Origin of the sequence: Streptomyces anthophorae (assembly GCF_049310305.1) — a bacterium.
Lineage (GTDB): Bacteria > Actinomycetota > Actinomycetes > Streptomycetales > Streptomycetaceae > Streptomyces.
The window spans coordinates 797,940-810,712 of record NZ_JBLWQQ010000001.1; the positions used below are offsets into that span (position 1 = coordinate 797,940).

At 72.7% G+C, this 12,773-nt stretch carries 8 protein-coding genes; 6 read left to right on the forward strand and 2 right to left on the reverse strand.

Annotated features, from left to right (window positions below):
* Positions 1 to 45: 45 nt before the first annotated feature.
* The 5 genes from ACNYS0_RS03470 (at position 46) to ACNYS0_RS03490 (ending at position 10,264) form a co-directional block, all read left to right on the forward strand.
* Positions 46 to 876: a hypothetical protein gene (locus tag ACNYS0_RS03470; RefSeq protein WP_422471140.1), complete on the forward strand. Its 831-nt coding sequence runs from the start codon at positions 46 to 48 to the stop codon at positions 874 to 876.
* A 50-nt stretch (positions 877 to 926) separates the two neighbouring features.
* Positions 927 to 3,002: a CHAT domain-containing protein gene (locus ACNYS0_RS03475; RefSeq protein WP_422471141.1), complete on the forward strand. Its 2,076-nt coding sequence runs from the start codon at positions 927 to 929 to the stop codon at positions 3,000 to 3,002.
* Positions 3,002 to 8,116 (forward strand): hypothetical protein, encoded by a 5,115-nt coding sequence (locus tag ACNYS0_RS03480; protein ID WP_422471142.1) that lies wholly within the window; start codon positions 3,002 to 3,004, stop codon positions 8,114 to 8,116. The genes ACNYS0_RS03475 and ACNYS0_RS03480 overlap by 1 nt, the downstream gene beginning before the upstream one ends.
* Positions 8,113 to 9,384, forward strand: a complete 1,272-nt coding sequence (locus ACNYS0_RS03485; RefSeq protein WP_422471143.1) for a hypothetical protein — start codon at positions 8,113 to 8,115, stop codon at positions 9,382 to 9,384. Before ACNYS0_RS03480 ends, ACNYS0_RS03485 begins: the two co-directional genes overlap by 4 nt.
* Positions 9,385 to 9,808: 424 nt before the next feature.
* Complete coding sequence (locus ACNYS0_RS03490) at positions 9,809 to 10,264, forward strand: STAS domain-containing protein (protein ID WP_422471144.1); 456 nt, start codon at positions 9,809 to 9,811, stop codon at positions 10,262 to 10,264.
* Positions 10,265 to 10,279: 15 nt separating this feature from the next.
* On the opposite strand, the gene ACNYS0_RS03495 is transcribed toward ACNYS0_RS03490, so the two are convergent.
* A complete protein-coding gene (locus tag ACNYS0_RS03495; protein ID WP_422471145.1) occupies positions 10,280 to 10,891 on the reverse strand; it encodes a hypothetical protein in 612 nt (203 codons plus the stop codon).
* Between the two features lie 89 nt (positions 10,892 to 10,980).
* Positions 10,981 to 11,571: a TetR/AcrR family transcriptional regulator gene (locus tag ACNYS0_RS03500; protein WP_461857705.1), complete on the reverse strand. Its 591-nt coding sequence runs from the start codon at positions 11,569 to 11,571 to the stop codon at positions 10,981 to 10,983.
* Between the two features lie 151 nt (positions 11,572 to 11,722).
* Between ACNYS0_RS03500 and ACNYS0_RS03505 the strand changes: the two genes are divergently transcribed.
* Positions 11,723 to 12,712 carry an SDR family NAD(P)-dependent oxidoreductase gene (locus tag ACNYS0_RS03505; RefSeq protein ID WP_422471147.1) on the forward strand — a complete coding sequence of 330 codons (990 nt, stop codon included), beginning with the start codon at positions 11,723 to 11,725 and terminating at the stop codon, positions 12,710 to 12,712.
* Positions 12,713 to 12,773: the final 61 nt, after the last annotated feature.

Consider the following 12,773-nt stretch of genomic DNA (forward strand, 5'->3'; position numbering starts at 1 on the left):
CTCCAAAAAAGTGCCGCGTTCTCACGGGGGCAAGGGGGAGCGGCTATGGCCAAGGGTTCATACGAGGCGTACCGGAAGGCGCTCGGGGACGTCTACCGCGGCTGGTGGCTGGCCTGGCCGTTGACGGAGCGCGTCGAGGTCGGCCAGGTGCGCAAGGTGCACCGCCGCGGCTCGGTTCCCGCGGGCAGCCTCGCGGAGCGGGGCATCGAGGCGAAGCCCGGCCCGGTGGGCGCTCCGGGTGACATCACGTACGACGCCGGAGGCACGGTCGCCGTGCGGTTCAAGGCCGCGGGCGTCGCGGCGCAGGGGTTCTCGTCGGTGGCGGCGGCCGAGGCCGGCGCGCTGGTGGAGTTCCGGGACGAGCACAGCGCCCTGATCGTCTACACCGGTCTCGAACAGTCGGGCCTCGCGGACCTCGCCGGGCTCGCGGACTCCCTGGTGCGGCGGCTGTGGCGGGGTGACTGGGATCCGGATCTGCTCGTCGTCTCCGACGTGGTCGGTGCCCGCGCCGGTACCGTCCTCATCGCCGACAAGGCGGGCGCCAGCGCCGAGCTGCGGCTCGAAGGGGCGGTCGGGCCGGGGCCGTTGCAGCTGGTCGACCTCGCGGGCCGGGCCGCCTTCAGCGCGTCGAGCCGACTGGGCCTGAACTGGACCGGGGCGGATCTCACCCCGTGTTATCGGGTTCTCCGGGTGCGCAGGACGTGGCTGAAGCGCGTCCGGGAGGAATACGGCACGCCCCAGCCCGGTCGTGGTCTCGCAGCGGGGCCCGTGCCCCCGGTCCTGCTGGACGAGGCCCGCGACGAGGCCGGGGCGGTCGTCGAACACGTAGAGCAGTCAGATCACTTGGAGTGCCCGGAGCCGGGGGAACCGCTCTAGGCGCGAGCCACCAAGCACACGGCACACGCAAGACCCTCGGGGGGCCGGCAATGACCGACGCAGTTATTCGCATCACTGACGAGCGGGTCCAACTGCACACGAACACCAGTGAGTTCGAGTGGGAGCTGGGCGAAGAGCTGGTGGCGGTCGCCCATGACCCGACCGGCGGCAAGGCCTCGGCGTTCACCGAGGCACTCGAATCCGGGGCACCCCCGCAGCAGCGGACCGACATCGGACTGCGCCTGTACCGGGCGGTGTTCGACGCGGCGCCCGCGGGCCGCTGGGCGGAGTTGCAGGCCGGGGCGTCCGAGAAGGACCCGCTGCACGTCAGGGTGGACATTGACAGCCCCGAACTCGCCCGCCTGCCGTGGGAGTTGATGCGGGACAGGCGGCAGGCGTGGTCGCGCAACAACCTCGTGCTGCTGCGCCGCGGGCGACGCGTGGGGCCCTCCGCCGACACCCCTCCGGAACAGGGGCCCCTGCGGGTGCTGTTGGTGGTGTGCAATCCGAGCGACCGTCGCCTCCTCGCCGACCAGGAGCTGGCGATGATCGGCGCGGCGCTCACCCAGTTGCCCGGCCGGGTGCACACCGAGGTGATCGACGGTCCCAGTCTGCGTGAGCTGATCGCCGAGGTGACCCATGTCCGCCCGCACGTACTGCACTTCATCGGGCACGGCATGCGCGCGGTCGAGGGGGACGTGGGAAAGCTGCACTTCAATGTCGCGCAGCCCGCGATCGGCCCCCAGGACCCGCACTGGGAGGCACCGGAGGAGAGCTGGACGCTCGGTCCTGAACAGATGGATCACCTCTACGTCTCCTGGAAGCCGCGGCTCGTGGTGCTCAACGCCTGCCGCCTTGCGCACGCCCCGGCGGCCGACTTCGCGGATCTGGTCGAGACATGCCTCGACCGGGGCTCGTTGGCGGTGGTGTCCATGCAGGCCGACATCGATTCTCCGGCCGCCGCGGAGTTCTCCCATTCGCTGTACCAGGACCTCGCCGACGCCCAGTCGATCGACGCGGCGGTCACCGCGGCCCGCAACCATCTGCACATCGACGACTCGGACGGCCCTTCGTGGGCGTTGCCCGTCCTCCAGTGCGGCGTGGAGGACCCGCGCGACGTGGTGCGGGTGAAGTTCGGGCACCCCGAGCCCGAGCTGACCCGGCTGAACAAGAGCTGGCCGTTCACCGAGCTCTCGATGTTCGTGGGGCGGGCCAAGGAACGGCGCACCGGCTGGTGGGGGCCGCCCGAGGACACGGCCCCGCCGGACCGACTCCTCGCCATCACCTCCGCGCGGCAGAAGTCCGGCAAGACGTGGCTCGCCAAGTGGTGCCTGCTCACCTGCATGCTGCGCGGCGAGGACGTCACGTACGCCGACCTCGCGGACTACGCGGGCCGGGGCGAGGCCGACGAGCCGGTGACCCTGGACTGGCTGGCCGTGCTGCGGGCGCTGCGCGAGGCGTGCACGGACGACAAGCGTCAGCCGAGCGCCATGCATGTCACGGAGTTCGCCAGGTTCAACCAGGTGCTCAACCTCGCCGCGCAGGGCGGCCAGCGGTGGGCGGAGGGGATGCCGTCGCCCGCGTTCGACCTCGGCCACGCCTTCAAGGTGGACGCCGACCGGCACGCCGAGGCCCGCAGGGCCGAGATCTTCCAGGCCTTCCTGAACACCCTGCGCAGCCGGGCCGTGGCCCGGCGCCGCCCGCATCTGCTGGCCATCGACAGCGTCCAGCGGATCAGCGAGTCCGAGTTCAGTGATGCCCTCCTGCCGTTGCTGCTCGGCCCCGTACAGGAGGGCGGCGGCGACTTCCCGCTGCGCATCCTGGCCGTGGCGCCCCAGAGTTGGCCGGGCTTCCGGCATCTCCAGAAGTTCATGGAGGGCTCCCCCGTGGTCCTCACCGATCTCCAACAAGTCGACTACAAGCGTCTCGCCAGGGAGTTCTGGGAGCGCCAGCGGCACGAGAACAGGGTCCTGCGGCGCCAGAGCTTCCGGGACTTCGAGGCGCTCCTGGACGGCATGAACGGCCTGAAGGGCAATCAGCAGTCGTTCCACGTCGGGGTGTACCAGCGGGTCCTGGACACCTGGCTCGCGTTGGGCGACGTCGACGGCATGGAGGAGGCGGGCTGATGTCCGATCCGGACGAGCGACTCGCGGCCGCGTTCAGCCAACTCGTGGGCCGGCTCGGCCAGGGCGAGACCCTGGACGACATCCGGCGGGCCCTGCTGCCACCGGAGTGGACCGACACCCTTCGGGCCGCGGCCGTCGCGCGGCTCTTCGACGAGGAGACGTACACGGTCGTCCGGGACTTCGCGGGCGGTGCCCCGCCGGGCCTCACGGCCCTGCTGGAGCGCGGCGCCGTGGAGGAGATTCCCGGTCAGCGGATGTGCTACCAGGTGCCGGACGCGGACCGCCCCGCCTATCTGGCCCCCTGGCTGGAGGAGGGCACCTGGCCGCCGTATCCCAAGCGACTCGTCGAACTGGAACGGCTGCTGAGCGAGCACTGGGCCTCCCGGAACCGGCCGGCCGAGCAGCTGCGCCACCTGATGCTCGCCGATCCGGAGGACGCCGCCGCGCTCTTCGACGACCTGTTCCTCGCCAGCGACACCGCGCGTGACTTCACCCGCTGCCAGGACCTCGTCGACGTACTGACGGACCCGGACCGGGCCGCGATCGCCCCGCGACCGCTCCTGCGGCTGGCAGAGGACCGCGCCGGGTATCTGCGGGCCCGCACCTACTGGGCCGCCGATTACGCCCGCTGCGCGCAGTTCCTGGAGCCGGACGGTCTGTGGGAACGGGCCAGGCGGCTGCTGTCCGCGCAGGGGCCGCGGGTGTGGCAGATGCACGGCACGGGCGGCACCGGCAAGACCATGCAGTTGCGCTGGCTGGTGTCCCGCAAGGCGGTCACCGCGGAGGCGGACATCAACTGCGCCCGGATCGACTTCGACGTCATCGATCCGCTGAACGCGGCGCACTGGCCGTGGCTGCTGCTCCTGGAGGCGGCCGAGCAGCTCGAACAGCGGCTGCCGCAGCGGGTGTTCACCGGTCTCGACAAGTACGCGGCCTACCGCTCCCTGCTGCGCCGTCCCACCTCGCGCTCGGCCGCGGAGGCGGCCCGCGGCATCCGCTCGCAGGACGAGGGCCGCATCGAGCGCGAGGTCGTCGAGGCCTTCACCTCCCGGTTCAACAAGAGCTTCGGCACGGAGGCGCCGGTGCTCCTCGTGGTGGACACGCTGGAGGAGGTGGTGCTGCGCAGCGCCGCGCACACGGACGGCCTGCTGCGCCTGCTCGGCGAGACCGTGCGCGCCTGCCCGGCGCTGCGCCTGATCCTGTCCGGCCGCCCCGATCTGAGCATCCGGCACGGCCGGGCGCTCGCCTCGCTCGGCGACTACGAGAACGTCCAGGTGGTGCAGTTCACCCCCGACGAGGCGGACCGCTATCTGCGCGACGTACGCGATGTCCGGCATCCGGAGCTGCGCGACATCATCGTGCGGCGCAGCTCCGGCATGCCCTTCCATCTCGCGCTGTTCGCGGACGTCACGGACCAGAATCCCGATGTCACCGCGGAGGAGCTGGGCAGCCTGCGCGACCCGCTGATCCGCTACCTCGTCAAGCGGGTGCTGCGGCGCATCGAGGACCCGGTCGTCCTGTGGCTGGTGCGCTACGGGGTGATCCCCCGGCGGCTGCGCCGCGAGCACGTCCACGACATCCTGCGGCCCCACCTGGAGAAGCGGATGACCGCAGGGCCCGCGCAGGCGGCGGACGACCCGCTGACCGACGCGCACCAACTGCACGGCGAGGGGACGGTCTTCCCGCCCGTCCCGCCGCCGGACCGCGAACGCCTCGACGACGCCTGGGGCAAGCTGCTCCAGTACGCGGGCGGCTCCTCCTGGATCAGCGAGGTCGCGGGCGACGAGGAGTCGGTGGTCTTCCACAGCGTGGTCCTCGGCCCGATGCGCGATCTGATCTCCGACAAGAACGTCTTCACCGAACTGCACCGGGACTTCGCCCGGATCTTCGAGCGGCGGGCCGCCGAGGCCGGCGAGGCCGATCCGGAGAACTGGGCCTGGTATCTGCGCGAATCCCTCTACCACCGCTTCCAGATGCGGGACCCGCGGGCGCCCCGGCGCTGGCGCGAGGCGATGGAGCGCGCCTGGGCGGGCGGACACACCGAGCAGCTGCGCGGCCTCGCCGAGGAGATCCTCGGCGACGAGTACGTGGAGCGGGACGTCCCGCGCCGGGTGCGCGGCGGCACCGTCATCACGTTCTCTCTGATGGCCGAGGCCCATCTGAACATCGCCTACGCCCAGTTCCGCGAGGCCATGGCCGAGGGCACCCCCTCCGAGGCGCACGACCACGTGTGGGCGGAGATCGAGCTGCATCTGACGCGGTCCGAGGAGCTGTTCGCGCAGGGTGGCATCAGCCCTCAGGACCGGCCGCACTCGGTGCGCGAGGACGTCGTACGCGCGGCGATGCTGGGTCTGGGCGGCAACGCGGGGGACGCGGTGCGGCTGCTCGACGCGTGCGTGCTGTCGCGCGGGGAGCTCCCCTCCCTGGAGCGGCTGTGGGCGCTGAGCATCCGCGCCGCTCAACTGCGCCTGCTGCGCTCCCAGGACACGGCGGCGGCCTACCATCAGGTCCTCGTCTTCGCACGGAAGATCGGTCAGCGGGTCGTCGCGGCGACCGCCGCGTCGGCGGAGGCGGCGCAGCGCCGGCTGATGGGCGACGTCGGCCGCGCCATCGAGCTGTACGCACAGGCCGCCGAGCTGCTGGAGAAGGCCGGGCAGCCCACGTTCCAGGCCGTCGCCCAGCGGGCCGGTCTGCTGCTGCGCTGTCGGCGCCCGCAGCAGGCCCTGACCGTGCTCGACGCCGCGCAGGTGACGACGCCTTCGGAGCGCGCGGACAAGGCACGGCTCCAGGCCAAGGCGCAGTTGCTGCTGGGCCGGGAGGAGCCGGCGCTCGCCGCGATCCACCGCGCCGACATCGCCGCGGGACGGTTGCAGGGCGCTGAACGCTACCGGCACTTGGCGCAGAACGCCCAGCTGCGCGGCGTGGCCTTCGGCGAGCTTCAGGAGCTCTCGGACGCCAACGACTGGTTCACGAGCGCGGCGGGGCTGTGGTCCGAACTCGGCTATCTGACGGGCGAGCCCGAGTGCCACTATCTGTTCGCCCGTTTCCTGCTGCGCGACAGCATGGACTTCACCTCCGCCCACCGACTCCTCGAACCCAAGGAATCCCCGGGCCAGGAACCGGAGTTCGCGCTGCGTCTGCACCTGCTCGCCCGTGAGTGGGCCAAGCGCACCCGGGGCGTGACCTCCGTCGAGGGCCTGCCGATGCCGTACGGCGAACTGCCCGCGCTGGTCCGTCCCTTGCAGGTGCTGTGCCGTATCGCGGCGCTGACCGAGGACCAGGACCCCGGGGAGCAGCTGAGCCAATTGGAGCAGGCGCTGAGCGAGGTGCGGCCCGCGCAGGCCCGCCTGGCCACCCTGCGCGACCTGGTCGACAACCCGGCCCTCGAGAACCGGGTGCCCTGGCCGCTGCTGCGGCCCTTCTACGAGATGACGGACGACGGCGACCATCCCGACCAGGCGCTGGCCAGGCTGCTGATCGCCCAGGTCGGCGACGCCGATCAGGGGCGCCTCGAACGGGCGGTGGCGAGCCTGGTCGAGGGGGCGGGCGAGAACCGGCTCATCGTGTGGCGCTGCGGGCGCATCGCGGCCCGGCTCGGCCGACGGAAGCTGGCCGTCCGGCTGCTGCGCCGGGTGCCGTGGGAGCAGCCGCGCACCGCGCCGAGCGGCACCCCGCGGGTCCCGCACGCGCGGCTCGCACTCGCCGCGCTGGTGCTTCTCGCCGGGATCGAACCGGATCGCACCGCGGCGGTCCAGGCGTTCCACCGGGCGGTCGCGCTGGCCTCGCACACCGGCATCGTCCAGCACAGCCTCCCGCAGACGCTGACCGACTGCGCGCGGCGCATCCAGGTCGACGGCGTACCGGAGCGGATCGAGGACCTCCTGCTCAGCCTGAGCTGGCCGGTGATGCGCGATACGGACCGGCAGGACGAGCTGCGTCTCTTCCAGGACTGGCCGGGCGAGCGGACGCTGGCGCTTCGCCGGCGTCCGGACATCGACCCGGTGGACGACGAGGCCTCGCCCCACCCGGCGAAGCTGGCGGCCTGGCACGCCGACGAGTGGCTGCTGCGCGCCGCCCTCAGCAAATCCACGCTGCGCCGGCTGCGGTTCGCCCGGCTCGAGTCCGAGGACCCGACGGCGCACGCGCTGCCCTGGGAGATGACACTTCAGCACGCACTGGACGCCGCGGGCGACGACGAGCGGCCGGTGATGTACCGCACGCTGCCCTCCGCGGCCCGCCGCATCGACGTGCGGTGGCTTCAGCTCCGGCTGAACCTGCGGTTCGGCCTGCGCCTCGACGTGGACGGACTCGTGGGGCCCGAGACCCGCAAGGCGCTGGACCGCATCCAGCCCGGGGGCGCGACGGCGGGCCGCCCGCTCGTCGGCCCGGAGACCAGGCGCACCCTGCAACGGGACGAGACACGCGAGCCGGGGCCGCGCAAGGTCCTGGTGTTCAGCACGAAGCAGGAGGAGCGGGTGGTGCCTCTGTCGTACTGGCAGCGCCGTCTCCACCCCCAGCAGCGCCGCTTCCCGGTGAAGCTGGTCGTGGTGGACTCGGTGACCGAACTGACCGCCCGCGTGACGTCGCCGCCGGACGGCACGGACGTCCTGCACATCGCCGCCCCGCTGCGCCAGCGCGACGGCATGCCGTACGTCGACTTCTCGCCGCCCGGCCACACCCGCCGCCTGGAGAGCAAGGCCCGCGGCTCGGACCTCTTCCCGAGCCAACTGTCGCGCTGGCTGGCCGGGTTCGCGCCGGGGAGCACGCCGCTGGTGGTGCTCGATCCGCCGTGTCCGGGCTCCGAGGTGGACCTCCACGTCCAGCTGGCGCTGCGCAATCTCTTCGCCGCGCAGCTGTTCCGGCTCGGCGACTGCCCCGCGATCGTGTGCACGGGACTGTTCCCGGAGAGCGGCCTGGAGCACATGCTCACCTTCTACCGGGCACTGTCCGACGAGGCCGCCGTGGCGCACGCGGTACGCGGCATGCGCGCGGGAGCCGGTGACGGAGGGGTGGACCGGGGCACCACGTTCGAGACCGACGAGGACGCGCTCCGGGCGACGGCGCTGTACGCGGCGTCCTCGGCGCTGCTGCGCCGCCCGATGGGTCAGTCGTGACACCCCCGGCGGAGCTGGAGTCGCTGCTCGACGGGCTGGAGGACGAACTGACCGCCTGGCGCGGGCTGACGCTCGGCGACAGGCCCCCGCTGGAGAAGCACCGCAGTCAACTCCGCGCGGTGGAGGCGATGTTGAGCGAGGGCATCGCGGCGGCACGCGCCGAGCTCGCCGCCGGTTCCGCAGCGGCGGGCCTGCACGTGCTGGTCCTGGATCTGCACCACGTCTGGGACTACTTCCGCTCGAAGTTCGTGCTGCGCAGGCTCGACGAGTACCGGGGGTATCTCGACGCCGCGGACGAACTCGCCTGGGCGTGTTACGCGGGTCCGCTGACGGCGGCGCTCGGCGCGGGTGGCACCCGCTCCAAGGAGCCGCCGCTCGTGTCGTTCAGCCGGGATCCGGCGCCGCGGGCGCACCGGCGCGGCGGACAGTACCGCGACCTGTTGCCGCGCGGCGGGATGCACACGCGCGCGGGTGTCCAGCTGGTGCGCAGCCTGCCGTTCCCGGTGATCGACGTGCCCTGGTACTACGGCTCGCACGTGCCCGCCGTGCTCACCGTCGCGCACGAGGTCGGCCACCACATCGAGGACGACTTCGGCCTGACGGAGACGATCGCCGCGCGGCTCGCGGACACGTCGCTGCCGTCGGCGTGGTTCGGCGAGGTGTTCGCGGACGTGTGCGCGAGCCTGGCCTGCGGAGTGGCGTACCCCGCGGTCCTCGCCGACGTCCTGGGCACACTGGAGCCCGAACCCGTAGGAGGCGCGGGGGAGTTGGCCACACATCCGCCGCTGGGCACCCGCCTCCGGATCTGTCGCGCCGCCCTGGACCTGACCGGCCGGGAGCACCCGAAGGCGTGGCCCGCGACGGCCGCCGAGGACCTGGCGGAGGGCGGCGATTCCTCCTCGACGAGGGTGGCGCGGGCCCTCCTCGACGACGGCTACCCGCAGTTCGCCTGCCGCCGCCTGTCGAAGCTGCTTCCCCCGGCGTCGGCCGGACGGCTGCACGCCGACCGTCTCCTGGCGGGAATCCCGTCCGGCCTCACCCTCGTCCCCGGGGTGTTCGCCGCGGCGGCGCTGGCGTTCCTGAAGGACCCGGCGGGGTACCGGGCCCGCCGCGTCGGGGCGCGAGCGGTGTCCGAGGCCCTCGCGCTGCGGCCGGTGGGACCGCGCGCCTCCGGCGCCGCGGCGAACGGTGGGCGGGACACGGCGGCCGGAGAGCGGTTGCTGCGGGCCCTGCGCACGGCAGGCACGGAACGGACGCCGGGAGAGTAACGCACGCCGACGCCGTACGCCGGTCCCTGACGATCGACCGGCTCATGGCCGCCACGCCCACGGCGGGGCCCACCGCGAGCAGCAGCGCCGCCGTTCACGGCGTGGGGCAGCGCCGAGCCGACGGTGAGCGCGCCGATCATGCCGCCCCCGGACCACGGCCAGCGCGACACCGGGCGCCATCCGGGGTGCCTCCCCGGGGCGATGTCCGAAGCGCCTCACGCCCTCACCAGCCCTCCTTGCCGGTCGGGCAGGTGCCTACCTAACGGCCACCTCCCGTTACACACCCGTAACTTGACACACCGTCATACATGCGGCGCGGGTCTACGGAAAGACTGCGTTCATTGATGTACTTCTGCGCGTACACGGGATGGTCCTGGGCAACCGAACAAGACGCGTCGTAACCGTACGACTCACAGGAGGCACGATGTCCACGCAGGCCGGCCGCCTGTCCGTGACCGAGCTGGCGCGGTGCGAGCACTGTGCGGTGCTGCGCGTGAGCGGGGAACTCGATCAGAACTGCGAGCAGTTCTTCCTCAGGGCGATCGGCTCCCGGGTGCTGTCGGGGCACCGGCACCTGGTCCTTGACGTCACGGCGCTCACGTTCTGCGACTCGCGCGGCCTCAACTGCCTGCTCGCCGCCCGCTGGCTGCTGCGGCGCCGTGAGGGCCTGCTCCTGCTGGCCGGACCCGGGCGGCGGCTGTCCGATCTGCTCAGCCAGACCGCGAGCAATGAACTGCTGCCGTCGCATTCCACGGTGAGCGGCGCCCTGGAGGCGCTGCCCCCGCACCACCGCCCTGTCTGGCCGCCGCCCGCGCGTGGCGGCGAGGACACCGCCGCGCCGCCGGCGGCCTGCGCGGCGGACGGGGACGGGGGCCGCTGAGCGGGCCCCCGAAGGTCAGGCCTCGGCGGGCACGTCGCAGGGGCAGGGCAGATACGCCAGGCCGAGTTCGCCGTCGACGGCACGGCTGGTGCGGGTGGCGGCGTCGGCGACCTTCTCCCAGGAGCCGTACTTGGCGTGGAGCTGGTCGGCGGTGGGGCCGAGGGGGTTGCCGTACTTCACCATGTTGCGCGCCTCGAGGACCCGGACCTCCTCCGGCGTCATCCCGGCCCGGGTGATCTCCTTGGCGTCGTTGCGCATGTCGACCAGGCGGCGGGCGATCTCCTCGGGGGTGTGCCCCTCGGCGCGCATCGTGCACCGCACGCGGTCCATGTCGCCGATGAGGTCGAGGTACCGCATCCGGATGTCGCGCTGTTCCACCCGCTCGTCGGGCGTGGAGCGGCGGATCTCGCACACCACGGGTTCCGGGCTCGTGCACGCACCGACGGCGGGCGGCTCCTGGGACAGCGGGGCCACGACGGCCGCGCCGCCGCAGGAGTCGGCGGCGCAGTGTGCGGCCGATGCCGCGGGCGCGGCGACGAGGGTGGCGGACAGGGCGGTCGTCAGCGCGGTGGCGGCGACCAGGGCGGCACGCCGCAGGAGCCGGGTGGAGGCGGGGCGGAGAATCATGCCGCCAGTCTTCGGGCGGGCCGTCACCGGGGGCGGGCGGCGCGCCCGCGGGTCACACCGGTGGCCGAGCGGCGGCAGCTCTCCCCTGTTCAGCGCGGTTGTCGGAGTCCCCGCAGCAGCAGGTCGATCAGCCTGCGCGGGTCGTAGTCGGTGTCGCTCTCGTGGCCGATGCAGAGGTTGCCGATGCCGCGCAGGAATTCGTAGGGCCGTGTGCCGGGCCGGATCTCGCCGGCCTCGACGGCGGCGTCCAGCAGGTCCGCGGCGACGGGCATCAGACGGTCGATGAAGTACGAGTGCAGCGCGGCGAATCCACTGCTCTCCGGCTCCAGCGTGTTGGCCAGGCCGTGCTTGGTGACCAGGAAGTCCACGAACAGATCGACCCACGCGCGCAGCGCCTCGAACGGGGACCCGGCCTCGGCCAGCAGGCGTGGGCCCGCCTCCGCGCACTCCTCGACCTGATGGCGGAAGACCGCGACCACGAGCTCGGCGCGGGTCGGGAAGTGCCGGTAGATCGTGCCCATGCCGACGCCCGCCTCGGCCGCGATCCGGCGCACCGGCGCGTCGACGCCGGAGGTCACGAACACCTGGGCCGCCGCGGCGAGCAGCTTCTCCTGGTTGCGCGCGGCGTCGGCCCGCTTGCCGCGGCCCGCTCCCCCGACCTGGCCTTCCGTGCTTTCCACGCGTTCCTCCCGAGGACTGCTCATCAGGGGAACCCTACTGCGCTTGCCTAAACGGAACAGCGCTCCGTAAGCTAAACGGAGCAATGTTCCGGAAAGTGCGCGGCGACCGCAGCATGGTCGGTACGCGCCGCACCGCGAGAGGACCTGCCCCATGACCACCAAGCAGCAGCCCATCGGCTCCGGATTCACGCCCGCGGCGACGGCGGACGACGTTCTCGCCGACGTCGACCTGACCGGCAAGCACGCCGTCGTCACCGGCGGCCACGCCGGAATCGGACGGGAGGTCACCCGCGCGCTCACCGCCAGGGGCGCCGCGGTCACCGTGGCCGCCCGCGATCCGCGACGCGCGGCCGAGACACTGCGCGAGGCCGGCATCGCGGAGGTGGAGACCGGCCGCCTGGACCTCGCCGACCCGGCCTCCGTCACCGCCTTCGCCGACCGCTGGAACGCCACCGGCCGCGCCCTGCACATCCTCGTGAACTGCGCCGGAGTGGCCGCCCCCGCGACCCGCGAGGTCGAAGGACGCGGCTACGAGTTGCAGTTCGCCGTCAACCACCTGGGCCACTTCCAGCTCACCCTCGGTCTGCTGCCCGCCCTGCGCGCCGCCCACGGGGCCCGCGTCGTCAACGTGAGTTCCGGCGCGCACCGGATGTCCGGCATCCGCTGGGACGACGTCAACTTCGAGGCGGGCGACTACAGTCCGGGCCTCGCGTACGCGCAGTCGAAGTGCGCCAACGTCCTGTTCGCCGTCGAACTCGACCGCCGCCACGCCGCCGACGGCATCCGCGCCCACTCGGCCCACCCCGGCGTCGTCGTCGGCACCGCGCTGAACAGCGCGGCGGGCGAGGAGGCCCTGCGCGCCGAGGGCCTGGTCGACGAGCACGGCCGACCGGTCATCGATCCCGTCCTCGGGAAGAAGACCGCAGCGCAGGGAGCGGCGACGATCGTGTTCGGGGCCGCGCACCCGGCGCTCGCGGACATCGGTGGTGTCTATCTCAAGGACAGCGACATCGCGCCGCTGGACGACGAGGAACGTCCCTTGACCGCCGACAGCATCCCGGCCGACGCCATGTCCCACTCCCTCGATCCCGACTCCGCGCGGCGGCTGTGGGAGCTGAGCGAGCGGATGCTGAAGGTGTGAACCGGCCGGACGTGGCCCGGCCACGCCGCCCGGAATAGCCGCCGCGCCCGCCGGAGTTGTC